23 protein-coding genes are annotated in these 26,056 nt (G+C 71.5%); 14 read left to right on the top strand and 9 right to left on the bottom strand.

The annotated features are described in order from the left end of the window. The first annotated feature begins 102 nt into the window (after positions 1 to 102). Entirely contained in the window at positions 103 to 2,109 is a 2,007-nt protein-coding gene (locus AC3CF1_RS13725; protein ID WP_488450601.1) for a protein meaA, read from the top strand. A gap of 15 nt (positions 2,110 to 2,124) precedes the next feature. Here the strand turns inward: AC3CF1_RS13725 and AC3CF1_RS13720 are convergent, their stop codons facing one another. Beyond that, positions 2,125 to 2,742 carry a DUF4126 domain-containing protein gene (locus AC3CF1_RS13720; RefSeq protein WP_354982320.1) on the bottom strand — a complete coding sequence of 206 codons (618 nt, stop codon included), beginning with the start codon at positions 2,740 to 2,742 and terminating at the stop codon, positions 2,125 to 2,127. A 71-nt stretch (positions 2,743 to 2,813) separates the two neighbouring features. Here AC3CF1_RS13720 and nucS point away from each other — a divergent pair, with 71 nt between their 5' ends. After that, positions 2,814 to 3,473, top strand: a complete 660-nt coding sequence (gene nucS / locus AC3CF1_RS13715) for an endonuclease NucS (RefSeq protein ID WP_088951983.1) — start codon at positions 2,814 to 2,816, stop codon at positions 3,471 to 3,473. A gap of 45 nt (positions 3,474 to 3,518) precedes the next feature. Here nucS and AC3CF1_RS13710 read toward each other — a convergent pair whose 3' ends face one another. Next, positions 3,519 to 5,015 carry an aldehyde dehydrogenase family protein gene (locus AC3CF1_RS13710; protein ID WP_354982319.1) on the bottom strand — a complete coding sequence of 499 codons (1,497 nt, stop codon included), beginning with the start codon at positions 5,013 to 5,015 and terminating at the stop codon, positions 3,519 to 3,521. A 256-nt stretch (positions 5,016 to 5,271) separates the two neighbouring features. On the opposite strand from AC3CF1_RS13710, the gene AC3CF1_RS13705 reads away from it, so the two are divergent. The 7 genes from AC3CF1_RS13705 to AC3CF1_RS13675 all read left to right on the top strand — a co-directional run bounded on the left by AC3CF1_RS13705 (position 5,272) and on the right by AC3CF1_RS13675 (position 11,689). Next, positions 5,272 to 5,688: an FHA domain-containing protein gene (locus tag AC3CF1_RS13705; protein WP_088949895.1), complete on the top strand. Its 417-nt coding sequence runs from the start codon at positions 5,272 to 5,274 to the stop codon at positions 5,686 to 5,688. Positions 5,689 to 5,777: 89 nt separating this feature from the next. Beyond that, positions 5,778 to 6,848, top strand: a complete 1,071-nt coding sequence (locus tag AC3CF1_RS13700; protein WP_435794781.1) for an alpha/beta hydrolase — start codon at positions 5,778 to 5,780, stop codon at positions 6,846 to 6,848. A 159-nt stretch (positions 6,849 to 7,007) separates the two neighbouring features. Beyond that, the gene (locus AC3CF1_RS13695) at positions 7,008 to 8,798 is read left to right on the top strand and encodes a 3-hydroxyacyl-CoA dehydrogenase family protein (protein ID WP_210795273.1); all 1,791 of its coding nucleotides are present in this window, start codon (positions 7,008 to 7,010) and stop codon (positions 8,796 to 8,798) included. 41 nt (positions 8,799 to 8,839) lie between these two features. After that, positions 8,840 to 9,334 (top strand): SigE family RNA polymerase sigma factor, encoded by a 495-nt coding sequence (locus AC3CF1_RS13690; RefSeq protein ID WP_141910922.1) that lies wholly within the window; start codon positions 8,840 to 8,842, stop codon positions 9,332 to 9,334. Further along, a complete protein-coding gene (locus AC3CF1_RS13685; protein WP_354982315.1) occupies positions 9,331 to 10,395 on the top strand; it encodes a hypothetical protein in 1,065 nt (354 codons plus the stop codon). The genes AC3CF1_RS13690 and AC3CF1_RS13685 overlap by 4 nt, the downstream gene beginning before the upstream one ends. 39 nt (positions 10,396 to 10,434) lie before the next feature. Further along, positions 10,435 to 10,764 carry an ATP/GTP-binding protein gene (locus tag AC3CF1_RS13680; RefSeq protein WP_088949890.1) on the top strand — a complete coding sequence of 110 codons (330 nt, stop codon included), beginning with the start codon at positions 10,435 to 10,437 and terminating at the stop codon, positions 10,762 to 10,764. A 127-nt stretch (positions 10,765 to 10,891) separates the two neighbouring features. Beyond that, positions 10,892 to 11,689 carry an alpha/beta hydrolase gene (locus AC3CF1_RS13675; protein ID WP_099848156.1) on the top strand — a complete coding sequence of 266 codons (798 nt, stop codon included), beginning with the start codon at positions 10,892 to 10,894 and terminating at the stop codon, positions 11,687 to 11,689. Between the two features lie 4 nt (positions 11,690 to 11,693). On the opposite strand, the gene AC3CF1_RS13670 is transcribed toward AC3CF1_RS13675, so the two are convergent. Next, on the bottom strand, positions 11,694 to 12,773 hold the full coding sequence (locus AC3CF1_RS13670) for an AI-2E family transporter (protein WP_088951982.1): 1,080 nt from the start codon (positions 12,771 to 12,773) through the stop codon (positions 11,694 to 11,696). 398 nt (positions 12,774 to 13,171) lie between these two features. Between AC3CF1_RS13670 and AC3CF1_RS13665 the strand changes: the two genes are divergently transcribed. Beyond that, positions 13,172 to 14,146 carry an endonuclease domain-containing protein gene (locus AC3CF1_RS13665; RefSeq protein ID WP_488450600.1) on the top strand — a complete coding sequence of 325 codons (975 nt, stop codon included), beginning with the start codon at positions 13,172 to 13,174 and terminating at the stop codon, positions 14,144 to 14,146. A gap of 84 nt (positions 14,147 to 14,230) precedes the next feature. Here the strand turns inward: AC3CF1_RS13665 and AC3CF1_RS13660 are convergent, their stop codons facing one another. The 4 genes from AC3CF1_RS13660 to mce form a co-directional block, all read right to left on the bottom strand. After that, the gene (locus AC3CF1_RS13660; protein WP_488450599.1) at positions 14,231 to 16,357 is read right to left on the bottom strand and encodes a coiled-coil domain-containing protein; all 2,127 of its coding nucleotides are present in this window, start codon (positions 16,355 to 16,357) and stop codon (positions 14,231 to 14,233) included. Positions 16,358 to 16,537: 180 nt separating this feature from the next. Next, positions 16,538 to 17,800: a DivIVA domain-containing protein gene (locus AC3CF1_RS13655; protein ID WP_088949886.1), complete on the bottom strand. Its 1,263-nt coding sequence runs from the start codon at positions 17,798 to 17,800 to the stop codon at positions 16,538 to 16,540. A 315-nt stretch (positions 17,801 to 18,115) separates the two neighbouring features. Continuing rightward, on the bottom strand, positions 18,116 to 19,471 hold the full coding sequence (gene ccrA / locus AC3CF1_RS13650) for a crotonyl-CoA carboxylase/reductase (RefSeq protein WP_088951981.1): 1,356 nt from the start codon (positions 19,469 to 19,471) through the stop codon (positions 18,116 to 18,118). A gap of 394 nt (positions 19,472 to 19,865) precedes the next feature. Then, positions 19,866 to 20,342, bottom strand: coding sequence for a methylmalonyl-CoA epimerase (gene mce / locus AC3CF1_RS13645; RefSeq protein ID WP_328381417.1), 477 nt, complete (start codon positions 20,340 to 20,342; stop codon positions 19,866 to 19,868). An 83-nt stretch (positions 20,343 to 20,425) separates the two neighbouring features. Between mce and AC3CF1_RS13640 the strand changes: the two genes are divergently transcribed. Further along, entirely contained in the window at positions 20,426 to 21,625 is a 1,200-nt protein-coding gene (locus tag AC3CF1_RS13640; protein ID WP_141910917.1) for an acetyl-CoA C-acetyltransferase, read from the top strand. Positions 21,626 to 21,680: 55 nt separating this feature from the next. Then, positions 21,681 to 22,685, top strand: coding sequence for a methylmalonyl Co-A mutase-associated GTPase MeaB (gene meaB, locus AC3CF1_RS13635; protein ID WP_088949883.1), 1,005 nt, complete (start codon positions 21,681 to 21,683; stop codon positions 22,683 to 22,685). Positions 22,686 to 22,780: 95 nt separating this feature from the next. Here the strand turns inward: meaB and AC3CF1_RS13630 are convergent, their stop codons facing one another. Together AC3CF1_RS13630 and AC3CF1_RS13625 are read right to left on the bottom strand one after the other, a co-directional pair. Further along, a complete protein-coding gene (locus AC3CF1_RS13630; RefSeq protein WP_488450598.1) occupies positions 22,781 to 24,511 on the bottom strand; it encodes a DUF2207 family protein in 1,731 nt (576 codons plus the stop codon). Positions 24,512 to 24,514: 3 nt separating this feature from the next. Continuing rightward, positions 24,515 to 25,081, bottom strand: coding sequence for a LemA family protein (locus tag AC3CF1_RS13625; protein WP_488450597.1), 567 nt, complete (start codon positions 25,079 to 25,081; stop codon positions 24,515 to 24,517). A gap of 125 nt (positions 25,082 to 25,206) precedes the next feature. Between AC3CF1_RS13625 and AC3CF1_RS13620 the strand changes: the two genes are divergently transcribed. After that, complete coding sequence (locus tag AC3CF1_RS13620; RefSeq protein WP_088949880.1) at positions 25,207 to 25,620, top strand: Asp23/Gls24 family envelope stress response protein; 414 nt, start codon at positions 25,207 to 25,209, stop codon at positions 25,618 to 25,620. A 78-nt stretch (positions 25,621 to 25,698) separates the two neighbouring features. Continuing rightward, positions 25,699 to 25,956 carry a hypothetical protein gene (locus tag AC3CF1_RS13615; RefSeq protein WP_088949879.1) on the top strand — a complete coding sequence of 86 codons (258 nt, stop codon included), beginning with the start codon at positions 25,699 to 25,701 and terminating at the stop codon, positions 25,954 to 25,956. Positions 25,957 to 26,056 lie beyond the last annotated feature (100 nt).

Raw genomic sequence — 26,056 nt, 5'->3', positions numbered from 1 at the left:
CGGTGCGCGCCACTGCGGGTGCTTCGCACCCGGATGTCCCCGACATGGACCTGTGTGGTTTTCCACAGCCCCTTTTACTGGTCGGTAACTTAAACTCCGGCCATGGACGAGACGGCATTTCCGGGACGGCTGCCCGAGCGGGACCGCCCGTGGGTGATGCGTACCTACGCCGGCCACTCGTCGGCGACCGCGAGCAACGCCCTCTTCCGACGCAACCTGGCGAAGGGCCAGACCGGCCTCTCGGTCGCCTTCGACCTGCCCACCCAGACCGGGTACGACCCGGACCACGATCTGGCCTCCGGCGAGGTCGGCCGGGTGGGCGTGCCGGTGGCGCACCTCGGCGACATGCGGGCGCTCTTCGACGGCATCCCGCTCGCCGACACGAACACCTCGATGACCATCAACGCGCCGGCGATGTGGCTGCTCGCTCTCTACGGCACCGTGGCGACGGAGCAGGGTGCCGAGCTGGCCCGCTGCTCGGGCACCACCCAGAACGACATCATCAAGGAGTACCTGTCCCGGGGCACGTACATCTTCCCGCCAGCGGCGTCCCTGCGGCTCACCGCCGACGTGGTGGCGTACACGCTGCGGGAGATGCCCCGGTGGAACCCGGTCAACATCTGCTCGTACCACCTCCAGGAGGCCGGAGCCACGCCCGTGCAGGAGGTCGGCTTCGCGCTGGCCACCGCGGTCGCCGTCCTCGACGCGGTCCGTGACTCCGGCCAGGTGCCGGCCGAGCGGATGGGCGACGTGGTCCAGCGGATCTCGTTCTTCGTCAACGCCGGGGTGCGTTTCGTCGAGGAGATCGCCAAGATGCGCGCCTTCGGCGTGCTCTGGGACGAGATCACCCGGGACCGGTACGGGGTCACCGAGGCCAGACAACGCCGGTTCCGCTACGGGGTGCAGGTCAACTCGCTGGGCCTCACCGAGGCGCAGCCGGAGAACAACATCCAGCGCATCGTGCTGGAGATGCTCGGCGTGACGATGTCCCGCGACGCCCGCGCCCGCGCGGTGCAGCTGCCCGCCTGGAACGAGGCGCTCGGCCTGCCCCGCCCCTGGGACCAGCAGTGGTCGTTGCGGATGCAGCAGGTCCTGGCGTACGAGTCGGATCTGCTCGAATATCCCGACCTCTTCGCCGGCTCGCACGTGATGACCGCGCTGGTCGACGAGATCGTCACCGGGGCGCGGGTCGAGCTGGACAAGGTGCTGGAGCTGGGCGGCGTGGTCGCCGCTGTGGAGACCGGCTACCTCAAGAGCGCGCTGGTCGGGTCGCTGGCCGAACGCCGCAGGCGGATGGAGTCCGGTGCCGACGTGGTGGTCGGGGTCAACCGGTACACCGAAACCGAATCCTCCCCGCTGACTGCCGCCGGCGCGGAAGCCGTCGAGCAGGTCGACCCCGCGGTCGAGGCGGCCGCCACCGAGGGCGTACGCCGGTGGCGGGCCGATCGGGACACGGCCGCCGTCGACGCGGCCCTCGCCCGGCTCCGCGCGGACGCCGCGACCACCACGAACCTGATGCCGGCCACCCTGGAGTGCGTGCGCGCCGGGGTGACCACCGGCGAGTGGTCCGGCGCGCTGCGCCAGGTCTTCGGCGAGTATCGCGCACCGACCGGCCTGGCCGGCGCCACCGGCAGCGGCGGCGACCCCGGCCTGGCCGCCGTCCGCGAGCGGGTCGCCGCCACCGCCCGCGAGCTGGGCAGCGGCCGGCTGCGGCTGCTGGTGGGCAAACCCGGCCTGGACGGGCACTCCAACGGCGCCGAGCAGATCGCCGTACGCGCCCGCGACGCCGGGTTCGAGGTCGTCTACCAGGGCATCCGGCTGACGGCGGGGCAGATCGTCGCCGCCGCCGTCGAGGAGGACGTCGACCTGGTCGGGCTGTCCGTGCTCTCCGGGTCGCACCTGGCCGCCGTGCCGGCGGTGCTCGACGGGCTGCGCGCCGCCGGCCGGGCGGACCTGCCGGTGGTGGTGGGCGGCATCATTCCCGCCGGCGACGCGGACACGCTCCGGGCCGCCGGGGTGGCCCGGGTCTTCACCCCGAAGGACTTCGCCCTCACCGGCATCATCGACGACCTGGTCACCGTCATCCGCCGCGCCAACGACCTGCCCTGACCCGTCGATCAGGCGTCAGACGCGGAAGCCGGCGGCGCGGGCCGCCTCGCGTTCCCGGCGGCGCTCGGAGCGTCGCCGGAAGAACCAGAAGATAAAGACCACCAGGCCCAGCAGGAAGGCCAGCACCAACACCGGCAGGATGATCGCCACCAGGGAGACCACCACGCTGGTGGCGTCCTCGGCGGTGCTGGCGACCGGGGCGCCGAACCCGGCGGTGGTCGCGTTGATGACGGGTCGTGCCGCGGACTTGAGCAGGTGCACACCCAGTGCCAGCAGCACGCCGGTGACGACCGGCACCCACTGGTGGGACGAGAAGAAGCTCCCCGGGTCGCTGACCGTCACGGTCTCCGACGAGGAACCGGCGCCGAAGGCCAGGCCGCCGGCGGTGGGCCGGACCACGGTCTGCACCATGTCGTTGATGTGGTCGACGACGGGCACCTTGTCCGCCACCATCTCGACGGCGAGCAGCACCGCCATGATGAGGATGACCCAGCCGTTGCCGAGCCAGGTCCAGCCACTGGGCAGGTCGATCAGATCGGTGTAACGGCCGAGGAGACCGAGGATGAGCAGGGGTATGTAGGCGTTCAGGCCCGCGGATGCGGCGAGGCCAGTGCCGGTGAGGACTTCGAACACGGTCTCAGCATGGCATCGACGCGCCAGTGCCGCTCGCTGGCGACCGGGGGGTGCTCAGCTACCCTCGTCGGGTGCGGTTGGTCATTGCGAAGTGCTCGGTGGACTACGTCGGACGGCTCTCGGCTCACCTGCCGCTGGCCACCCGGTTGCTGATGGTGAAGGCGGACGGGTCGGTGTCGATTCATGCCGACGACCGGGCGTACAAGCCGTTGAACTGGATGAGCCCGCCATGTCGGCTGGAGGAGGCCCCCGGTGTGTGGCGGGTGGTCAACAAGGCTGGCGAGGAGTTGCGGATCACCCTGGAGGAGATCTTCCAGGACACCTCGTACGAGCTGGGTGTCGATCCCGGCCTGCGCAAGGACGGGGTGGAGGCGCACCTCCAGGAGTTGCTGGCCGCCAACCCCAGCGCGTTGGGCGAGGGGTTCACGCTGGTCCGCCGCGAGTACATGACCGCGATCGGCCCCGTCGACCTGCTGTGCCGGGACGCCAACTCCGGTTCGGTCGCCGTCGAGGTCAAGCGTCGTGGCGACATCGACGGGGTGGAGCAGTTGACCCGGTACCTCGAGTTGATGAACCGTGACCCGCTGCTCAGCCCGGTTGTCGGGGTCTTCGCGGCGCAGGAGATCAAGCCGCAGGCCCGGGTGCTCGCCACCGACCGGGGCATCCGGTGTGTGGTCGTGAACTACGACAAGCTGCGGGGCATCGAGAAGGACGAGCTGACGCTGTTCTGAGCGGCTCCAGCTCCCGATACGTCTGAAAGATCGACTATCTGACACTCACCTTCCGTACATCACCTTGATCGCCTTGACGAGCCGGGCCACGTCGGTCGGCGTCCGTTCGAAGGTCATCGACGGCAGCAGCGACCGGGCACGACGCCGGGTGATCGCCTTGGCCCGACCGAACTCGCGCAGCCCGTCCTCCCCGTGGATCCGCCCGAAGCCGGAGTCGCCCACCCCGCCGAACGGCAGGGTGGACATGCCGGCGAAGGTCAGGGTGGAGTTGACCGAGGCCATTCCGGAGCGCAGCCGCCGGGCGATGGCCACCGCGCGCCGTCGGCCGAAGACCGAGCCGCCCAGGCCGTACGGCAGGGCGTTGGCGCGGGTGACGGCCTCGTCGGCGTCGCGGACCCGGCTGATGGTCAACGTGGGGCCGAAGGTCTCCTCCTGGACGGCGGCCGACTCCTCCGGCACGTCCACGAGCACGGTCGGGTGGACGTACGGCGGTTGCACGGCGCTCGGGCCACCGAGCACGGCGCGCCCACCGGAGTCGATCGCGGCGTCGATGTGCCGGCGGATCACGTCGATCTGCCGGGGCATGGTGATCGGGCCGATGTCGGTGCCCTCCGGCCCGACGGTCAGTCGACCGGCGCGGGCCACCACCTTGTCGACGAAGGCGTCGAAGACGGAGTCGACGGCGTAGACCCGCTCGATGCCGATGCAGGTCTGGCCCGCGTTGGTCATGCCGCCCCAGACACAGGCCTCCGCGGCGGCGTCCAGGTCGGCGTCGCTGTCGACGATCATGGCGTCCTTGCCGCCGCCCTCGATCAGCACCGGGGTCAGCGTCTCGGCGCACGCGGCCATCACCTTGCGGGCGGTCGCGGTGGAGCCGGTGAAGGCCACCTTGTTGACCCCGGAGCGGCACAGAGCGGCACCCACGTCGCCCAGCCCGTGCACGGCGGTGAACACCGGGTGCTCGGGCACCACCTCGGCGAAGCTGTCCACCAGCCACTGGCCGACGGCGGGCGTGTATTCGCTGGGCTTGAGCACCACGGCGTTGCCGGCGGCCAGCGCGTACGCGGCGGAGCCGATCGGCGTGAAGACGGGATAGTTCCACGGCCCGATCACGCCGACCACACCGTGCGGCTGGTATTCGAGGTGACCGGAGAACTCGGCGAGGATGAGCCGGGACCGCACCCGGCGTGGGCCGAGCACGCGGCCGGCGTTGCGGGCGGCCCAGTCGATGTGCTCGATCGCGGTGACGATCTCGACGATCGCGTCGGCGACCGGCTTGCCGCCCTCGACGTGCACCAGCTCGGCCAACTGCTCGATCCGCTTGGCGAGCAGCGCGCGCCACCGCAGCAGCCGGTCGCGGCGGCCGGTGAAGCCGAGCCCGGCCCACCACTCGCCGGCGGCCCGGGCGCGGTCGACGGCCTGTCGGACCTCGTCGTCGGTGGCGATCGGGAGGCGACCGGCCTCGATGCCGGTGGCCGGGCTGGTCGAAACCAGCTGGCCCTCCTCGATGACCGGGGTCCCCGGGACATGCACAGCCGTCATGACGGAAGTCTAGACCCGAGAACTACTCGCTGGTAGGTGTCCGATCCGAGGCGGCGGGACGGGAGTCGCTCCACCCCGACCGATCGTTGATCAGTGCAGGTCAGGGCAGCGATGGCCGGTGCGGTCCGCCCGAATCGTCGAACGGCAGCTGGCCGGGAGGTGACGAGAGGCTGACCGGCCGGTCGGTATTGACGATTACCGTCTGATGGCAGGCTGACGCGCGGAGTGACGGTGTGGGGTGGAGGGCTGACTGTCCATGGAGGAACATCCGGAACTGATGCCGCTGTTGACGGTCGCGGGTGGGCCGATGCGCGGCGCGAGCTTTCGACTACGGGGCGAGCCGCAGGTGATCGGTCGGGCGCCGACCGGCCACGTGGTCATCGCCGACCCGCATCTGAGTCGTCGGCACGCCGAGGTGTGGCTGACCCCGGAGGGGCCGTCCCTGCGGGACCTGGGCTCCACCAACGGCACCTGGCTCAACGACCGACGGATCAGCGAGGTCGAGCTGCTCTCCGACGGCGACGTGATCCGGCTCGGCCGGACCGAGCTGCGCCTGTTCGATCCCGGTGTGGCGCTCACCGACCCGGTGGGGCTCAGCTTCGGGCCGTCGCGGCGGGACGTTCGACCGACGCTGCCGCTGCCGTTGGCCGCGCCGCCGAGCGGCCGTCGCTGAGACGGGAGTCGGGCTGAGTGCGGCCCACACCCGGTGCGCGCCCCGAGTGTCTGCCGGACACCTGGACCGGCGGGGGCCCGCGTGGCAGCATGCCGCGGATGGAGACCGAGCAGCGGACCGTGACGGCTAACGGCATCACCCAGGCGGTACGGGTGGCCGGCCCGCCGGACGGCACGCCGGTGCTGCTGATCCACGGCAACTGCTCGTCAGCGCTGTTCTGGGAGCCGCTGGTGCGGCGGCTGCCGCCGACGCTGCGGGTGGTCGCCCCCGACCTGCGGGGGTACGGCGACTCCGAGACGGCACCGGTGGACGCCACCCGGGGCCTGCGCGACTTCGCCGACGACGTGGCGGCCCTGCTGGACGACCCGACGCTCTTCGGTGCCGACGCCCGCCCGGTGGTGGTCGGGCACTCCCTCGGTGGCGGGGTGGCGATGCGACTGCTGGTCGACCATCCGCACCGGGTGGGAGCGTTGCTGCTCGCGGCACCGGTCTCTCCGTACGGCTTCGGCGGCACCCGTGACCTGACCGGCACGCCGACCACCCCCGACTTCGCCGGCACCGGCGCCGGCACGGCCAACCCGGACTTCGTCGCCCGGCTCGCGGCCGGTGACCGCAGCGCGGACGCCCCGGCCAGCCCCCGTGCCGTGCTGCGAGCCACCTACGTGGCCGATCCCGCCTCGCTGGTCGAGGACGAGGATCTGCTGCTGGACACCGTGCTCTCCACCTCCACCGGAGACGACAACTACCCGGGCACGGCGGTGCCCTCGGAGAACTGGCCGGGCACCGCACCGGGGGAGCGCGGCGTGCTCAACGCGCTCGCGCCGACCTACTTCCGGCTCGCCGACGAGCTGGTGGCCGTCGCCGAGAAGCCCCCGGTCACCTGGGTACGCGGCGACGCCGACGTCATCGTCTCGGACACCTCGCTGTTCGACCTGGCGTACCTGGGCTCGCTGGGTCTCGTGCCCGGCTGGCCGGGCGAGGACGCCTGCCCACCGCAGCCGATGGTCGGCCAGACCCGGGCGGTGCTGGAGCGGTACGCGGCGGCCGGCGGCGCGTACCACGAGGTGGTGCTTCCCGGCTGTGGTCACAGCCCGCACCTGGAGCGCCCGGCGGAGTTCGTCGCGGAGCTGCTGGCCCTGACCACCGTGCCCACCGCCTGACGGCGGTCTGAGCACCAGGCCCGCCGCGTCCCTGCACCCTGCGGCGGTGTGGGTGAAATATCCCACGGCGTCTCGACAACCCAGCGTCACGTGGCAGACTCGCGCGCATAACCTTAGCGGCCGTTCAGTGGCCGTGCGGAGTCTCTGGGGAGGCCGGTCGTGGCGCGCGATTTCAGCACCGTTGGCGTGGTGGGGCTGGGCACCATGGGTGCCGGCATCGTCGAGGTCTTCGCCCGTAACGGCATCGACGTGGTGGCCGTCGAGATCTCCGAGCCGGCGCTGGAGCGCGGCCGGGCCACCCTCGCCGGCTCCACCGACCGTGCCGTCGCCAAGGGCAAGCTCGCCGCCGCCGACCGCGACGCACTGCACGAGCGGGTGCACTTCGCGGTCGGGCTGGACGCGCTGCACTCCGTCGACCTGGTCATCGAGGCGGTGCCCGAGCACCTGGACCTCAAGCAGCGGATCTTCGCGGAGCTGGACCGGGTCTGCCGGCCGGAGACCATCCTCGCCACCAACACCTCCTCGTTGAGCGTCACCGAGATCTCGGTGGCCACCAGCCGGCCCAACCAGGTGATCGGCATCCACTTCTTCAACCCCGCGCCGGTGATGAAGCTGGTCGAGGTGGTCCGCACTGTCGTCACCTCGCCCGAGGTGGTCGCCGACGTCGAGGCGCTGTGCGCCCGGCTCGGCAAGGTCGACGTCACCATCAACGACCGTGCCGGTTTCATCGCCAACGCGCTGCTGTTCGGCTACCTCAACCATGCGGTCGGCATGTTCGAGGCGCACTACGCGACCCGGGAGGACATCGACGCCGCGATGAAGCTCGGCTGCGGCCTGCCGATGGGCCCGCTGGCGCTGATGGACCTGATCGGCCTGGACACCGCGTACGAGATCCTGGACACCATGTACCGGCGCGGCGGGCGGGACCGCCGGCACGCCCCGGTGCCGCTGCTCAAGCAGATGGTCACGGCGGGGCTGCTCGGCCGGAAGTCGGGTCGGGGCTTCTACACCTACGAGCGGCCCGGTTCGCCGGTGGTCGTACCGGACGAGGCGACGCCGCTGGCCACGGAGGCCGCGGTCGCCGACGGCGCGCGGGCCATCACGAAGGTTGGCGTGGTGGGCTCCGGGACGATGGCCACCGGGATCATCGAGGTCTTCGCGAAGGCCGGCTACGAGGTCGTCTCGGTGACCCGCGGGATGGAGAAGTCCGCGAAGGTCTGCGAGGCCGTGAAGACCTCGCTGAACAAGGGCGTGGTGCGGGGCAAGCTCGCCGAGGCTGACCGGGACGCCGCGCTCGGCCGGATCAGCTGGTCGGCCACGCTCGACCACCTCGCCGACGTCGACCTGGTGGTCGAGGCGGTGGTTGAGGAGCTGAGCGTCAAGAAGGCCCTCTTCGCAAGCCTCGACGAGATCTGCAAGCCGGGCGTCGTGCTGGCCACCACCACCTCCTCGCTGCCGGTGATCGACGTGGCGATGGCCACCCATCGGCCGGCCGACGTGGTGGGGTTGCACTTCTTCAACCCGGCGCCGGTCATGCCGCTGGTCGAGGTGGTCCGCACCATCCGCACGTCCCCGGAGGCCACCGCCACCGCCCGCGCGGTCTGCGCCACCCTCGGCAAGACCGGCGTGGTCTGCGGCGACCGGTCCGGGTTCATCGTCAACGCGCTGCTCTTCCCCTACCTGAACGACGCGGTGAAGATGCTGGAGGCCAGCTACTCGACGGCCGACGACATCGACCACGCCATGAAGCTGGGCTGCGGCTACCCGATGGGCCCGTTCGAACTGCTCGACGTGGTCGGGCTGGACGTGTCGCTGGCGATCCAGCGCGAGCTGTACCTGGAGCTGCGCGAGCCGGGCTTCGCGCCCGCGCCGCTGCTGGAGCACCTGGTCACCGCCGGCTACCTGGGCCGCAAGACCCGCCGCGGCTTCCGCGACCACTCGCACCGCTGACGGGGGTCAACGCCGGAGGGGCCCGGCCGCGTCTGAGGGATGTGACCTTCGAGGAGTACGTCGGCAGCCGCGGCCCGGCCCTGATCCGGCTGGCGCGGCTGCTGACCGGTGACGAGCACCGGGCCGAGGACCTCACCCAGGAGGTGCTGTCCCGGGCGTACGTGCACTGGCGCAAGATCTCGCGGGCCGACCGGCCCGACGTGTACGTACGTCGGATGCTGGTCAACGCCAACAACTCCTGGTGGCGTCGCCGGTCCAACCGTGAGCTGGTCGTCGACACCTTCGCCGACCGGGCGCAGCGTGGCGACCTCGGCCGCGAGGCGGCCGACCGGGACGAGATGTGGCGCCTGATCCTCGGCCTGCCCGAACGCCAGCGGGCGGTGCTGGTGCTGCGCTTCTACGAGGACCTCGACGACGCGACGATCGCCCAGATCCTGGACTGCTCGCCGGTCACCGTCCGCACCCACGCGATGCGGGCGCTCGCCAACCTCCGGGAGCGCTGCGGTGCCCCGGCCACGAACGGGAGCCGACCGTGACAGACCTCGACGAGCGGATCAACGAGACGCTTCGCGAGCGCGCCGAGGGCAGCGTCGATGCAGGCCTGCTGTTGGCCGGCGCGGTCTCCCGGGGCCGTGTACGGGTCCGCCGTCGGCGTGCCGCCGTCGGCACCGCGCTGGGCATGGTGGCCGTGCTCGGTGCGGGCGTGGCCGTCGGTCCGATGGGGCTCCACGGCTCGGATTCGGACGACGTCCCGCCGGGGCTCGGCCGACCGGCCGACGCCGTGGTTGCCGCGATGCCGCCCCGTGCCGACGGCGTAGCGGGAGCGGCTGACCGTCCGGACCTGGTTGGGGCCGACGCGGGCGTGCTGCACTTCGGGTTCGCCCCGAATGGGCCCCGGTACCTCACCTGGTCGGTGCGGGACGGTGTGGAGACGGCGGAACTCGACGTAGGCGGGCGAACGGTCACCCTGGAGCTGTCCGCGTCGGCCGACGTACTGCGAAGCGGCGCCCAGGGCGTGTCGGCGATGGTGCCAGAGCTGTCCAGGAACGCCGTTTTCGACGGGGCGGTGTCGCGCGACGATGGACTCAACGGAGTGCCGATCTGGCTGCGGCACTGGCAGCCAGCCCCCGGGGTGTACGCCCGGGCGGGCGTGGTCGCCAAGGACCAGAGTGACCTGTTCGACGTCGCCGCCGCGCTGCGGCTCGACCAGGCGTATCGCTGCGGAGGGCCGATGCGGCTCACCGCGCTGCCACCGGGCACCCAGATCACCGCCTGTGAGGCGTGGGTGGGAGAGATTCCGGCCCGGCTCACCGTTGTGTTGATGGTCGCCCGCGGCAGCGAGCCCGGGATCCGGGTCGATTTGGGTCACACGATCGGCGTCGCCGCGAGCCGCAAAAAGGGCAACCGGACGATCGGCGGCAAACCGATCTACCGCTCTCCCCAGGGCGACTACCTCGAATTGCTGAGCCTCTCCGAGGCTTCTCATCTGAGCGTCGACTTCGGTTGGCCGGCGCAGGGGTACACCGAGGAGGACGCGGCCACCGTGCTGGGCGGGGCGCAGGTGGCCGAGCACCTGGACCAGCCCGACACCTGGTGACCGCCCCCGGGCCGTCCGCTCCGACGGACCGTACGCTTGGTGACTGTGAGCCCCCGTCGCAATCGCCCTCGCCGGGACGAGAACGCCAACCTGGACGCCGACCGCGTCCGGCAGGGCGTCGCCTCGGTGCAGCAGTGGACCGACGGCGCCTGGCAGGTGCGCGGGATCGGGGCGGGCGCGTCGGTCAAGACGTACCGTTGCCCCGGCTGTAACCAGGAGATCCCACCCGGGGTGGCGCACCTGGTGGCCTGGCCGGCAGACGGTCTGGGTGACCTCACCGACCGGCGGCACTGGCACAGCGGCTGCTGGCGTGCCAGGGAGCGACGCGGCCCGGCCGTGCAGCGCGGCCGGGGCGCCCCACGCTACTGAGCGACTGCCCCGGGGCGCCTCGCGCCACGGCTGAGCGCGGGGCGCCCCGCGCCACGGCTGAGCGACCTGGATCACCCTGTTACGGCCTGGGCGGGCGGTGGCGGCGACTTCGCGCCAGACTTGGGCGGTGAGCACAGCGATCCGCGCGTCGTCGATCCTGCCCGGCCGCCGGGAGGACATCGAGCTGCACACCGCCGATGGTCTGCGGCTGGTCGGCGAGTTGGCCCTGCCGGCCGACCGGCCGCCGGTGGCCACCCTGGTCTGCCTGCACCCGCTGCCCACGCACGGCGGGATGATGGACAGCCACGTGTTCCGCAAGGCGGCCTGGCGGCTGCCCGCGCTGGCCGACCTGGCCGTGCTGCGGTTCAACACCCGCGGCACCAGCAGCATGCGCGGCACCAGCGAGGGTGCCTTCGACGGCGCGGTGGGGGAGCGGTACGACGTTGCCGCCGCCATCGAGTACGCGGAGTTCGCCGAGCTGCCCAACATCTGGCTCGTCGGCTGGTCGTTCGGCACCGACCTGGCGTTGAAGTACGGCTGCGACCCGGCGATCGCCGGTGCGATCCTGCTCTCCCCGCCGCTGCGCTTCTCGGCCCCGGAGGACCTGGCCACCTGGGCCGCCTCGGGGCGACCCTTGACGGCGCTGGTGCCGGAGTTCGACGACTACCTGCGCCCGGCCGAGGCGCGGGAGCGGTTCGCTGCGGTGCCGCAGGCCGAGGTGGTCGGCGTCCCGGGCGCCAAGCACCTCTGGGTGGGCGACGCGGAGACGGTGCTCGACGAGATCGTCCGGCGGGTCAACCCGGCCGTCGAGGTGCCGCTCCCGACGACCTGGGACGGCCCGATGGAGGCCGGCGACGTCAGCGCGTACGCCGACCGGACGGTGGCCTCGTTCGCGGACACGCCCGTGCCGCAGCCGGGCGACTGACGGCTCAGCGCCGCTCCTGGCGGGGCAGCACCACCTCGCGCAGGATCAGTTGCAGCGCGGCCACCGTGGGGATGGCGATCAACGCGCCCACCACGCCCAGCAGCGCCACCCCGAGCAGTGCGGCGAGCAGGGCGGCCACCTCGTTGACCTCCACCGAGCGCCGCATCACCTTCGGGTAGATCAGGTAGTTCTCCACCTGCTGGTAGATGAGGAAGAAGACCGCACAGGCGATGCCGGTGGGCAGGTCGGACGCGAAGCCGACCAGGCTCACGATCACCGCGCCCAGGGTGGCGCCGATCTGCGGGATGAGGTCGGTCACCGCGACCACCACGGCCAGCGCGAACGGGTACGGCAGGCCGACGATCAACGCGAACACGAAGGTGGTCGCGCCGGCCAGCACCGCGATGCTCAGCGCCCCGACCATGTAGGCGCCGACCTTGGCCAGGATCTCGTCGCCGATCAGCTGCACCCGCTCCCGCCGAGAGCGGGGCACCAGCGAGTAGCCCAGCGAGCGCAACTTGTTGAAGTAGGCCAGGAAGTAGATCGTCAACACCAGCACGGTCAGCGTCCGGAACACCGTGCCGAAGATCAGTTGAGCACCGCCGAGCACCCCGCCGAGGGCCCGCCCGATGGTCTGCGCGTTGGCGGCGCCCTGCACCCGCTCCACCACGTCGTACCGCTCCACCAGGTCGTTGACCGTTGGATTGCGGCGCAACTCGTCGAGCAGGCTCGGGATCTGGTCGATGAACTGCCCCGACTGGGTGACGATCGGCGGGACCAGCGCGACCACGCCGCCGCAAAGCAGCAGCACCACGGTCAACGCGACCCCCGCCACCGCCAGGCCGTGCGGCACGCCCCAGCGGCGTAGTCGGACCACCGCCGGGTTGAGACCGACCGCCAGGAAGAGCGCGATCACCACCAGCACCAGGATGCCGCCGGCATTTCGAATCCCCAGATAAAGGGTGTACGCCAGCAGCACGCCCAACGCGCCGGTGAAGCCGATCAGGAAGCTGCTGCGGCGCAGCGGGCGCCCCGGAGTGCCGAACTTTCCGGACGGGACGGCCGGCGGTTCGTCCGGGTCGATTCCCGGAGCGGGGACCGGCACCGGCGGTGGTGTGTCGACCGGTGCGGTTTCGGTCGACGGGGGATCGGGCGTCGCGTCCGGATCGCCAGCCGACGGGTCGTGCTGTGGCACCAGGGGCCTCCCGGCTCAGGCCGTCGGACAACCGGCGGCAGCGACGGCTGTTTCTGATCATCTCTCAGCGCGTCAGCAGCGTAGCGACTTCATGGTCGCTATCGACCACAAGGCCGTCAACCTCGTGCTCCAGGTGCCCGACCAGCCGCCGTCCGTGCCTCGACCTACCACCCGAGATCATCTAGCTCCCGCCGGCGCGTAAATCTTGGACACTTTCCGTTAGCGCGTAACGGAAACTGTCCAAGATCTGGTGGTGTGGTGGCTTCCTGGCGGTGAAAGCTGTTCGGATGCTGCCCGCCGACGACGCTGACGCACTCGACTGGCTCGCCTTCGAGCAGGCGGGCGTGCTGACCACCGCGCAGGTGTCCGGCCTGCTCAGCGAGGGGACGGTGCGCGGGCGAATCCGCTCCGGCCGGTGGCGGTCGATCTGCCGCGGCGTCCTGCTGACCGGTAACGGTCGCCTGAACCGCGACCAACAGCTCTGGGTCGCGGTGCTGGCAGCTGGACCGGGTGCGATGCTGGCGGGGGTGACCGCCGCCACCGAAGCCGGGGTACGAGGGCTGCGCCGCGAGCCACTGCACGTGCTGGTGCCGGCCGTCCGCCGTGCTGCGCGGACCTCGCTGCGTCGCCTCCCGATCGACATGCCCGCAGTGCTGGTGCATCGCACGTCGGTGCTGCCGAACTCGCATCGGCAACTCGCCCGTCCACCGCGCACCACGACGGCCAGAGCACTCGTCGACGCGGCGGGATGGGCGGTCCGTGTGGACGAGTCGCAGGGAGTGCTGGCGGCCGGTTGTCAGCAGCGGCGGGTGCTGCCCGAGGAGTTGCAGGCGGTGCTCGACGTCCTCCCCCGAGCACCGCGCCGGCACCTGATCCAACAGACCGTCGATGACATCGCCGGCGGCGCGCAGGCGCTCTCCGAGATCGACTTCCTGCGCCTCTGTCGCCGGCATCGGCTGCCCGTCCCTGATCTTCAGGAACATCGGGTCGACGCGGCGGGCCGCAACCGCAGGCTGGACGCGTACTGGCGACAGTGGCGGGTGCAGGTCGAGATCGACGGCGCGCACCACATGGACGCCCGGCAGTGGGCGGACGACATGCGTCGGCAGAACGACGTCTGGACCAGCGGCGACCGGATCCTGCGCTTTCCGGCCTGGCTGGTCCGCGCCCGCCCCGACGAGGTCGCCGACACCGTCCGGCGGGCCCTCGTCGCAGCCGGCTGGAGCCCCACCCAATCCCGGCGCCGCCCGACGCACAAATAGATCTTGGACAGTTTCCGTCAGCGGGGCGGAAACTGTCCAAGATCTCGATTCTCGCGTGGGTCGTGCGGCTGGCGACGCCGGCCGTCAGTCCTTCTCGATGGTGACCTTGCTGGGCTTGGCGCTGCGCTCGTCGGTGGTCGGCTTGCTGGGCCGCTTGCCGTTCTCACCGGTGCTGGTGATCTTGGTCGGCTTGGCGCCTCGGCCACCCTCGCCCGGAACGGCGGCCACGGTGGGCTCCCCGTCCACCCCGGCGCTGGCCGCGCCTCCGTCGACGGTGGTCACCGGCTCGGCCACCGGTCGGGTTGTGGACTGCCCGGCACCCTCGGCCCCGGCGTTCACCGGCTGCCGGGTGTCGGCGGGCTCGGTCTTGAGGCCGGTAGCCGCACCCGACCCGGCCGGCGTGCCCGCATCGATGGTCACCGCCTCCGGGACGGTCGCCGCGCCGGACACGGTCGCGCCGTCGTCCCCGTCGTCGGCCGCGCTCCGGCTCGCACCGTCACCGGCGGCCGGTGCGGTCGGGCCGTCGATCGGCCCCGCGACGCTCTGCAACCGCAGCTCGGCCATCTGCCGCTGGAGCTCGTCGGACTCCTGCCGGGACTTCCACGTCTCCTGCCGAAGGTCAGCGAGCTGCTGCTGGGCCTGGGCGATCTCCAGCATCACCTGGGCGAGCTGCTGCCGGCCCGCCGCCGACTCCTGCTGGGTGGCCGCCAGATGCTGTTGGGTGGTGGCCAGATGCTGCTGGGTGGTGGCCGCGTACTCCTCGAACTGCCGGCGGGAGGCCGCGACATGCTCGTCGGCCTGGCGGCGCTTGTTGCCGGCCTCGGTCTCGGCCTGGCGCAGCAGCTCGGCGGCCTCCGCCTCGGACCGCTGGCGCAGCGCCGCCGCGGCCTGCTCGGCCGCCTGCCGGATCCCGGCTGCGCCCTGCTCGATCTCGTTCTTGCGGGCCGTGTATTCGGTCTCCAGCTCGTTCTTGCGGCCGGAGTATTCGGCATCCAGCTCGTCGCGGCGAGCGGTGAAAGCCGTCTCCATCTCCTGCTGGCGGCTGGTGAACCCGGTCTCCAGCTCCTGCTGGCGGGACTTGTGCTGCTTTTCCAGCTCGTCGCGGCGCTTGGCGTACTCCTGCTCGGCCGTGGCCCGCCGCTGCGCCAGCTCCCGGTCGGCCGCCTCCCGCCGGGAGTTGACCTCCTGCTCCACCCCGGCCCGCCACGCGCCCAGCTCCTGCTGGGTCTGCGCTCGGGCGTGCTTGACGTACTCCTCGGTCTCGGCGCGCATCCGCTGCACGTACGCCTCGGTCTCGGCGCGGTTGCGCTTGGCCGACTCGGAGGCCTGCGTGGTCAGCCGCTCCGCCTCCTGCTGGGCCTTTGCGCGGGTGGCACGGCCAGCCATCGACGCGTCGTCGATGATCTGCTTGGCTTCCTGCTGCGCCTTGGCGTGGGTGGCCCGGCCGGCCTCGGTGGCGGTGTCGGTGAGCCGCTTGGCCTCCTGGAGGGCCTTCGCGTGCACCTCCTTGGCCGCCTCGCGCAGGTCGCTGGCCTCCTGCCGGGCATTGACCAGTGCCTCGCGAGCCGACTCGCGCAGCTTGGTCGACTCCTGCTGGGCCCGGGTGTGGATCTCCTTGGCGGAGTCGCGTAGCTGGGTGGCCTCCTGCTGGGCCTTCGCCAGCGCGTCCTGCGCCGCCTTACGCAGCTGTGCCGACTCGTCCTTGGCAGCCCGCAGGGTCGCGTCCGCCTCGGCCCGCTTGGCGGTGCTGTGCCGCTCCTCCTCCGCGCGGCGCGCGGCGAGGGCGATCTCGAAGTCCTTCAGAGCCCGCGATGCCTGCTCACGGGCCTCTTCGATGATGTGCTCGGCGGCGTTGCGGCGGGCCTCGATCTCCCCGTTCGCATCGGCCAGGATCTGCTCGGCCTGCTCCTCCGCGAGAGTGAGGATCGACTCGACCCGCGGACCGAGGTGCCGGAACGAGGCGCGGTCCACCACGTTCATCTGCTTGCGCACCTGAGTCAGGTCGCGTTGCAGCACCTCGACCTGGCCGGCGAGCTTGTGGATCTGTGTATACGCCTGTTCCCGTTCGGAGGCGAGGGTCGCGATCTCGTGCTCGGCACGCGCGACATACCGGTCGACCTGTTTCTTCTCGTACCCCCGCAGAGCGGACTCGAAGCTGGGCTCCGTCGTCACGTCCCCGCCGAGAGCGAACAGTTCCTCGCCGTGCGACATGCCCCCATCCTCACACGCAACGGGCCCTGCTGGGGCGATACGGACGGGCCTTGTGCGAGCTACTTCACTCCGTTTGGGAGCGGGAGATTCCACGAACTGGGAAACGCATACGGCGCGAGGTGGAACCGGTTACCCGGTGTCACCTCGCGCCGTTCGATGCCCCGACCTGACGGCCTCGCGTCAGCCAGCGGACTCCGCGGGGACCCGGTCCTGACCGCCCTCGGTCTTCTTGGCCTCCGGCTTGGCCGCGGGAGCGGCAGCGGCCGGCATGCCCGGAACGATGCCGGCGAGCCCGGAGAGCATCTGGCCCAGCTGCGACGTGACCGCGTCCTTCTGACGGGTGAGGTCATCGACCTCGCGGCGGGCGGCCTGCGTGGTCAGCTCGGCCTCGGTGCGGGCCTCGGTGAGCAGGCGCTGCGACTCGGCCTTGGCCTCGTTGAGCGTCTTCTCGGAGTGCGCCTTGGCCTTGTCGACCGTCTCGGCGGCGTTGCGCTCCGACTCGACCCGCCGGGCCTCGGCGCGCTGCTCGATCTCCTTGGCACGCTCCTGCGCGGCCCGGGCACGCTGCTCGGCCTCGCTGACCAGCTTCTGGGTCTGCGCGACCTGGGCGGCGTGGCGCTCGGACTCCTCGCGCTCGGCCTTCTCCCGCCGCTCGGCGAGCTGGAGCTCCAGGGCCTGAAGGTCCTTGTCGCGCTTGTCCCGCGCGTCGGTCAGCAGCTTGGTCGCCTCGGCGCGCTTCTCCTCAGCCTCGCGGGCGGCCTTGGCCCGCTGCTGGGTGATCTCGCGCTCGGCGGTGGCGCGGAGGGTGGCCACCTCCCGCTCGACTGTCGACTTCAGCTCGGCCACCTCGTGCGCGGTGACGGTGCGAAGCTGCTTGGTCTCGCGGTCGGCGTCCGCGCGCAGCGTGTCGGCCTCGCGGCGGGCCTGCACCCGGACCTCGGCGGCCTCGCGCTCGGCGGCCGTACGCAGGTTGCCGGCCTCGCGCTCGGCGCTGGCCTTCATGGCCGCGGCCTCGGCACGTGCCTTGTCGGTGATCTCGCGAGCCTCGAGGCGGGCGGCGGAGAGGATGCCCTCCGACTCGCGCTTGGCCTCGTTGCGGTGGTCGTTGGCCTGCTCCTCGGCGAGCCGGAGGATCTGCTCGACCCGGGTGCCGAGCCCGGAGAGGGTGGGCCGGCTGTTCTCTTCGAGCTGCTTGTTCGTGTCGGTGAGCTTCTGCTCCAGCGCGCTCATGCGCTGCTCGGCCTGGCGGAGCCGACGCTGGGCGTCGTTCATCCGCTGCTCGGCCTCGGCACGGGCCTGCTCGGACTGGGTCAGCGCGGCGGTCATCCGGCCGAGGAAGTCGTCGACCTGGTGAGTGTTGTATCCGCGTAGGCCTACGGTGAAATCTGGCTGCGAGTTCGCGTTATCGAAGAACGCGAGAGGGGAGGACTGCTGCTGGGGCATTGGGACATACTGGCAGACGCCCCAGGGTGCTTCGCAAGAGCGGTGCGGAGCTTTCGTGCCCTCTTTGCATGGTCAACTTCCGCGATCGGCGGAGCCGGACCAATCGGCGATCTTGGCAGGTCCCGGGCGGGACGGGCGCCATGCCGCGTGATCCGAAAAAGGGCCCCGGGGTTACCCCGAGGCCCTTTGTTCGATCCGAGCAACCGCACGCTAATCGGGTTGGAAGAACAATGGCCGATCACCGCATTGGCCATCCACCGCTCATCCGTCCGGTTGGTGTCCAGGTCAGTGCCCCCGGGACCGGCCGTGCGCCGGTCAGTGCCCCCGGAACCGGTTGATCGCGTCCTCGTGCTGGGCCCGCAACTCCCCGTCGCGTACGCCGAGGCCGTCGGTCGGTGCCAGGCAGCGCACCCCGACCTTGCCCTGGTGGGCGTTGCGGTGCACCTCGTACGCGGCCTGACCGGTCTGCTCCAGCGGGTAGGTGCGGGACACCGTCGGGTGCACCCTGCCCAGCGCGACCAGGCGGTTGGCCTGCCATGCCTCGTGGTAGTTGGCGAAGTGGCTGCCGACGATCCGCTTGAGGTGCATCCACAGGTAGCGGTTGTCGTACTGGTGCTGGAAACCGCTGGTGGACGCGCAGGTGACGATGGTGCCACCGCGCCGGGCCACGTAGACGCTGGCGCCGAAGGTCTCCCGACCTGGGTGTTCGAAGACGATGTCCGGGTCCTCGCCGCCGGTCAGCTCGCGGATCCGCTCGCCCAGGCGCTTCCACTCGTCCGGGTCCTGGGTCTCCTCGTCCTTCCAGAACCGGAAGCCCTCCGCGGCCCGGTCGATGACCAGGTCCGCGCCCATCCGGCGGCACAGTTCGGCCTTCTCCGGCGAGGAGACGACGCAGACCGGGATCGCGCCGCCGTTGAGCGCCATCTGGGTGGCGTACCCGCCGAGGCCACCGGAGGCGCCCCAGATCAGCACCACGTCGCCCTGCTTCATGTTGGCACCGTGGTGCGAGACGAGCTGCCGGTACGCGGTGGAGTTGACCAGCCCCGGGCTGGCCGCCTCCTCCCAGCTCAGGTGTCGCGGCTTCGGCATCAGTTGGTTGGCCTTGACCACCGCCATCTCGGCCAGCCCGCCGAAGTTGGTCTCGAAGCCCCAGATCCGCTGCTGCGGGTCGAGCATGGTGTCGTCGTGCCCGGCGGCGTCCTCCAACTCGACGGAGAGGCAGTGCGCGACCACCTCGTCGCCGGGTGCCCACCGGGTCACCCCGGGGCCGGTGCGCAGCACCACGCCGGCCGCGTCCGAGCCGACCACGTGGTACGGCAGGTCGTGCCGGCGGGTCAGCTCGGAGAGCCGGCCGTAGCGCTGGAGGAACTTGAAGGTGGACACCGGCTCGAAGATGCTGGTCCACACGGTGTTGTAGTTGATCGCGCTGGCCATCACCGCGATCAGTGCCTCGCCCGGCGCCAGCTCCGGCGTCGGCACCTCCTGCACGTGCAGCGCCTTGCGCGGGTCCTTGTCCCGGGTGGCCATGCCGTCGAACATCCGGGACTCCTCGGCGCGCACCACCACACCCCGGTAGCTCTCCGGTACGGGCAGCCCGGCGACGCCGGCGAGCTCGCGGTCCGGGTCGTTCGATTCCTCCGCCGCCATGATCGCTTCGAGGATGTCCTGCACGGTGACCTCCGGTTCGTCCGCACCCGAATGGGCCGGGGTGCTGCCATCGTCGGCGCCGGTGGGGCACGACCACCATGTCGGCATTCGACACATCCGACCCCGGTCGCGCTCCTGTGTGGCGGACGTTACTGAACGGTAGCTAAAGCCGGAAGTCCTGTGTGAAAAACTGCATCCGCCGATGCGTGAAGCTGCCCGGCCACCCCACCAACCGAGCACTGACGTGCGCCCCGACACGCAACCGGGCCCCCGAAGCCCACAAGCGCCCACCCCCCACAAGCGCACGCCCCGTTGATCAAGAGCTTTCGGTCACCTGCGAGCCGCAGGATGACGCAAACCTCTTGATCAACGGGGCGTGCGGGGGAGGTGGGGGCAGGGGGAGGTGGGGGGTAGAGGGTCAGTGGGGGGCGGGGGCGGGTTCTACCAGTTCCACCAGGACGCCGCCGGCGTCCTTCGGGTGTACGAAGTTGATGCGGCTGTTCGCGGTGCCGCGTCGCGGGGTCTCGAAGAGCAGCCGCATTCCCCGCTCGCGCAGTGCCGTGCAGGCCTTGTCGATGTCAGCCACGGTGTACGCGACCTGCTGCACGCCCGGCCCGTTACGGTCCAGGAACTTGGCGATCGTCGACTCCGGCGTCAGAGGGGCGAGCAACTGCACGCAGCCGCCCTCGGTGGTCGGACCGACGGACAGCATCGCTTCCCGCACGCCCTGCTCGGCGTTGGTCTCGACGTGTACGCAGCGCATCCCGAACGTCCGCTGGTAGAAGTCGATCGCGGCGTCCAGGTCGGCGACCGCGATCCCGACGTGGTCAATCTTGCGAAGCCCGATGTCCGTGACGTAGTCCTCACCGGGCTCGGCGGGGGAGTTCTCAGTCATGGCGTTAGTCTGGCCGAACAAGCGTTAAGGCGTACAGCTCGGCACCCCCCTCGAACAGCTCGGCACCCCCTTCGGAGGCAGGCATGGCTTCGGTGATCATCAGCGGCGCGCGGACCCCGATGGGGCGGCTGCTGGGCAACCTCAAGGACCTTCCGGCCACGAAGCTCGGCGGTATCGCCATCAAGGCGGCGCTGGAGCGGGCCGGCGTCAGCCCGGACCAGGTCCAGTACGTGATCATGGGGCAGGTGCTCCAGGCCGGCGCCGGTCAGATCCCGGCGCGGCAGGCGGCGGTCGAGGCTGGCGTGCCGATGTCGGTGCCGGCGCTGACCATCAACAAGGTCTGCCTCTCCGGCCTGGACGCGATCGCCCTGGCCGACCAGCTGATCCGTGCCGGCGAGTTCGACATCGTGGTGGCCGGCGGCATGGAGTCGATGACCAACGCCCCGCACCTGCTGATGGGCCAGCGCACCGGCTACAAGTACGGCGACGTGGTGGTCAAGGACCACATGGCACACGACGGGCTCAGCGACGCCTGGGACTGCTGCTCGATGGGTGAGTCGACCGAGCGCCTCGGCACCAGGCACGGCATCACCCGCGAAGAGCAGGACGCCTTCGCCGCCGCCAGCCACCAGCGGGCCGCCGCCGCGCAGAAGAACGGCCACTTCGCCGACGAGATCGCCCCGGTGGTGATCCCGCAGCGCAAGGGTGACCCGCTGGTCATCAGCGAGGACGAGGGCATCCGCCCGAACACCACCGTCGAGTCGTTGGCCAAGCTGCGCCCCGCCTTCGCCAAGGACGGCACCATCACCGCCGGCAGCTCGTCGCCGATCTCCGACGGCGCCGCCGCCGTGCTCGTGATGAGCAAGGCCAAGGCCATCGAGCTGGGGCTGACCTGGCTGGCCGAGATCGGTGCGCACGGCAACGTGGCGGGCCCGGACAACTCCCTGCACTCGCAGCCGTCCAACGCGATCAACCACGCTCTGAAGAAGGGCGGCCTGAGCGTCGCGGACCTGGACCTCATCGAGATCAACGAGGCGTTCGCCCAGGTCGGCGTGCAGTCCACTCGGGACCTCGGGATCAGCCCGGACAAGGTCAACGTCAACGGCGGCGCGATCGCGCTGGGGCACCCGATCGGCATGTCCGGCGCGCGTCTCGTCCTCACCCTCGCCTTGGAGCTGAAGCGGCGCGGTGGCGGCACCGGCGCGGCGGCCCTCTGCGGCGGCGGTGGCCAGGGCGACGCGCTGATCATCCACGTGCCGGGAAGCGCAGCGGCGGACCGGTGAGCGCGAGGAGCGAGCCGGTTCTGCGAACCCCGCAGTCGCGAACGAAGACGGCACTGTGAGCGAGGCGGCCGAGCAGGTCCCGGCAGCGGGCAGCACGTCGGTGCGCCGCAGTCGGGACGTACCGCAGCTGGTCGAGCGGGCCCGCGCGGGCGACCCCCGCGCGGTGGCCCGGTTGATCACATTGGTGGAGAACGGCGACCCGCTGCTGCCGGCGGTCGCCGCGGCGCTGGCACCGTACGCCGGGCAGGCCCAGGTGGTCGGGTTGACCGGCTCACCCGGGGTGGGCAAGTCGACCACCACGAACGAGCTGGTCCGCTCACTGCGCGCACGTGGGCACCGGGTCGGCGTGCTGGCGGTGGACCCGTCCAGCCCGTTCACCGGGGGCGCGATCCTCGGCGACCGGGTGCGGATGCAGGACCACGCCACCGACCCGGGCGTCTACATCCGGTCCATGTCCAGCCGGGGGCATCTCGGCGGGTTGTCCGCGGCGACGCCGCAGGCGGTCCGGGTGCTGGAGGGCGCCGGCTGCGACGTGGTGCTGGTGGAGACCGTCGGCGTCGGGCAGGCCGAGGTCGAGGTGGCGTCGCTGGCCGACACCACGCTGGTGCTGCTCGCACCCGGGATGGGCGACGCGATCCAGGCGGTCAAGGCCGGCATCCTGGAGATCGCCGACGTCTTCGTGGTCAACAAGGCCGACCGCGACGGCGTCGACGCCACCGTCCGCGACATCCAGGGCATGATCGCGCTCGGTGAGCGCGGCCCCGGGCAGTGGCGGCCGCAGGTGGTCCGCGCGGTCGCCTCGCGGGGCGAGGGCATCGACGACATCGCCGCCGCCATCGACAAGCACCGGGGCTGGCTGGTCGAGCACGGCGAGCTGCGCCGCCGCCAGGAGGCGCGGGCCGCCGCCGAGGTCGAGGCCATCGCGCTCGGCATCCTCCGGGCCCGGATCGGCTCACTACGCGACGGTACGGAGCTGGCCACGCTCGCCGCGAAGGTGGCCGAGGGCGGCCTCGATCCGTACGCGGCTGCGGACACCCTGCTCGCCCAGCTCGCCCGCTGACCCGCCCGCTCGTTGGTCGCCGTCTCGCGCGGTCTGCTCAGCCGAAAACGACCCGGCGGGTCGCGTCCCGGCGGCGTCCGGCGAGGTGCTGGCAGTCAGGTGCGTGTGAGGGCGTCCCGTTCACACCTGCTGAGCAGCCACGGAAGGTGCGGGACGCCCATCCGCCCGCCGCCGAGCGCGGTGAGGACCAGCGTGGTGTCGCCGACGCGCATCACCACCCGGTTGCCGCTGGCGTACGCCTCGTCGCCGATGCCCGGCAGCGGGGTGGCGACGCCGCGCGCGTTGGCCCGCCAGGCGATCCTTCCCGCCGTACCGTCCGCCCACGCGGCCCGCAGCACAGTGGTGTCGTCGAGCTCGGAGCGGAAGTCGACGCGCTGCGGGCGGCGTTCCACGCGTACGGGTTGACCGACGAACCGCGCGACGTCCTCGACGGACACCGGAAGCGGCCCGGCCCGCACATGACGTACCTCCCCGAAGACGTCGGTGACCAACGGGCCGGTCAGCTCGCTGTCGGATCCGGCCGACGGCCGGGGGCCCGGGTCTGCCGGTGCGTGCGCGCTGACCGCGATGACGCGTCGGCTCCACGGCCGAACGGTGATCGTCACGACGTCGCCCTGCCGGCAGCTGTCGCCCCACTCGTGGGGCAGCGCCCAGGCGGTGGTCTCGTCGGCGGTCCCGTCGTCGATCACGAGGTGGCTCACTCGTGGGCTGCCCTGCGCCCGCCGCAGGTGGAGCGCGAGCACCCGGCCGGTGATGGTCACGGACCGCGTCCGGTCCACCAGCGTGCGGATCAGCAGGTAAACGCCGCCGGTGAGCAGCACGTACCCCGGCAGCGCGTACCAGCCCGCAGGGCCGGCCACGGTCAGCACGAGCGTTCCCGCCAGCACGACCAGCAGCGCCTGGAGGAACAGGGCTGGGGTGCCGCTGCCGTACCAGGGTCGTCCTCGCGGATAGCGCACCCGGATCCTGCGACAACCGCCGTGGTAGGTCGACCAGAGGTTGCGCCGGACACCGGCGCCGAGGTCGAGGACGTCGCTGGCCTGCCGGGTCACGCCCAGCGCGGCGCCGTACGCGAGGTAGCGGTCCCAGATCGCCACCGCCGACGGCGGCAGCTCGGCGAACTGCTGGTGGTTTCGCAGCCAGGCCCGCACCCCGAGCCAGCGGGCGGTGGCTTCCGACCCGGCCGGCGTGGCGCGCTCGCCGATGCGCTGCACCAGGCCCGCGAGCACAGCGGCGACGGTGAGGGAGACGAGGAACGTCCAGCGGAGGTGGGTGCGGTGCACAGCCACGACGCCGCAGACCACGCCGACCGCGAGTGCCCCGAGGTACAGCGCGGTCATCATCGTCGGCCCGAATCGGCGTTGCGACAGCCCGGCCGCGCGGGCATCGGCGACCACGGCGGCGCGCAGCCGGCTGTTCCAGGTCCTGGACTCGTTGTCGTCCCGGAAGGTCAACGCCGTCAGCGGCACCACACCGTCGACGGCGAGCTCGCGAACCCGCGCCAGCACCTGCCGTTCGTACGGCCGTAGGCCGCCCTCGTCGGGATGCTCCCCGGCGAGATGGATGGTGGTCCCATAGGGGTCGGCGTCCGGCTGTCGCAGCTCGTAGTAGCCGGCCGCGGCCAGGTCGAGCAGCGTCGAACCCGCCGTGCCCGCGTGAGTCGACCCGCCGTCGACCAGCAAGCCCGCCACGGCGGGCGGCTCCGGGCCGAGATCCATGGTGGCAGGTAGGGCGGCAGGCGGCACTGGGCGGGTGGCGACCCGGCAAGCCGCGTACGCGAGGAGCCAGAGCCCGAGAGCGGCACCGGCGAGGAGGAGGTCGGGCACGGCCTAGAAACCGATCGCGATCACGGCACGGTCGGAGTCGGGCACGGCGAACAACTCACGCCGATGGAAGCCGAGCATGCCGGCGACCAGGTTCGTGGGGAAGCTCTCGATCGCCGTGTTGTACTGCTGGACGGCGTACGTCAGGAACTGCCGTGAGTAGGCGATCTTGTCCTCGGTGGTGGCCACCTCGCTCTGCATCGCCGCGAAATTCTCGCTCGCCCGCAGCTGCGGATATGCCTCGGCGAGTGCGACGAGACGACCCAGAGCCCGGCTCAGCGCGTTCTCGGCGTCGGCCCGCCCCGCGTCGCCGCCACTGTGCGCGATCGCCACACCGCGTGCCGCCACCACGGCGTCCAGGGTGCCGCGCTCGTGCGACGCGTATCCCTTGACGGTCTCGACAAGGTTCGGGACCAGGTCGTGCCGTCGCTTGAGCTGCACGTCGATCTGGGACCAGGACGCATCGACCTGGTTGCGCATGCGGACCAGCTTGTTGTAGACCAGGATCAGCCACACTGCGACCAGCAGGACCACCGCCGAGCCCACGAGGCCGGCGGCAAGGATCGATGTCATCTGGGCAAGATAGCGAACGGGGCGTGCCGCACCGACCGGGCGTCCACAGCGGACCTCGCCCTAGTACGCTCGCACGGCCCCCACGCCGCCGGCGCGGGGCCGGTGCGACGGGTGGGTGGGAGAGCATGGCTGACGACGCGACCCAGGAGCTGTCGGTGACCCCGGACGCGGTGGCGGGCGGGAGCACGCACGTCTCCGACGAGGTGGTGGAGAAGATCGCGGCGGCCGCCGCCCGAGCGGTGCCCGGGGTGGCCGAGCTGGGCGGCGACGTGGCCCGGTTCTTCAACACGGTGCTCGACAAGATCGGGCTCGACCAGGTGGGCGACGCCCGGCGCGGCTGCTCAGCGCACGTCACCAACGGTGCGGCGGTGATCAACCTGGTCATCGTGATCGACGCTGGCCGTCCGGTGCCGGAGGTGACCGACGCGGTCCGGGCGAGGGTGACCGAGGCGGTCGAGGCGTACGGGCTGCGGGTTGACGAGATCAACATCCGGGTCGACGACGTGGCGATGGGTGCACCGTCGGCTCCGACGGTCTGACCTGAGCGCGCTCCGCTGGGTGCCCTAAGCTCCTGACGTCAAGATCCTCAGTAGAGGGTCCACCGGAATGGAGTAGAGATGCCGAAGATTCTGCGTCGTCCGCGCCGCCGCACCCTCATTGCTGCTGCCGCCCTGGCCGGCGGCATCGTGCTGGGCACCGCGTCGCCCGCTCTCGCGGACTACAACAGCCCGATGTACCCGACGATGTCGGCGTGCAAGGCGGCCCGCCCGACGTACGTCTCGTCGTGGACGTCGCCCCAGCAGTGCTGGCCGATGTACAACAACAGCGGCACCGTGGTGGTTGGTTACCAGTTCCTCGTGAAGACCCGTTACTGAGATCAGTCTCGTGACCTCGGGCGGCGGCGGGCAGCAGGTGCCCGTCGCGGGGAATGACGGACGTCCGTCGTGCCACCGGGGTCCCCTCGTGCCGGTGCGG

This window comes from Micromonospora sp. MGP-C2 (assembly GCF_057766525.1).
This window is presented reverse-complemented; position numbering and strand designations above follow the sequence as displayed.

Coding starts and splice junctions, on each gene's coding strand:
- AC3CF1_RS13725 (WP_488450601.1), top strand. CDS start 103: ATGGACGAGACGGCATTTCCGGGACGGCTGCCCGAGCGGGACCGCCCG.
- AC3CF1_RS13710 (WP_354982319.1), bottom strand. CDS start 5,015: ATGACGGCTGTGCATGTCCCGGGGACCCCGGTCATCGAGGAGGGCCAG.
- AC3CF1_RS13705 (WP_088949895.1), top strand. CDS start 5,272: ATGGAGGAACATCCGGAACTGATGCCGCTGTTGACGGTCGCGGGTGGG.
- AC3CF1_RS13700 (WP_435794781.1), top strand. CDS start 5,778: ATGCCGCGGATGGAGACCGAGCAGCGGACCGTGACGGCTAACGGCATC.
- AC3CF1_RS13665 (WP_488450600.1), top strand. CDS start 13,172: ATGCTGCCCGCCGACGACGCTGACGCACTCGACTGGCTCGCCTTCGAG.
- AC3CF1_RS13660 (WP_488450599.1), bottom strand. CDS start 16,357: ATGTCGCACGGCGAGGAACTGTTCGCTCTCGGCGGGGACGTGACGACG.
- AC3CF1_RS13655 (WP_088949886.1), bottom strand. CDS start 17,800: ATGCCCCAGCAGCAGTCCTCCCCTCTCGCGTTCTTCGATAACGCGAAC.
- mce (WP_328381417.1), bottom strand. CDS start 20,342: ATGACTGAGAACTCCCCCGCCGAGCCCGGTGAGGACTACGTCACGGAC.
- AC3CF1_RS13640 (WP_141910917.1), top strand. CDS start 20,426: ATGGCTTCGGTGATCATCAGCGGCGCGCGGACCCCGATGGGGCGGCTG.
- AC3CF1_RS13625 (WP_488450597.1), bottom strand. CDS start 25,081: ATGACATCGATCCTTGCCGCCGGCCTCGTGGGCTCGGCGGTGGTCCTG.
- AC3CF1_RS13620 (WP_088949880.1), top strand. CDS start 25,207: ATGGCTGACGACGCGACCCAGGAGCTGTCGGTGACCCCGGACGCGGTG.
- AC3CF1_RS13615 (WP_088949879.1), top strand. CDS start 25,699: ATGCCGAAGATTCTGCGTCGTCCGCGCCGCCGCACCCTCATTGCTGCT.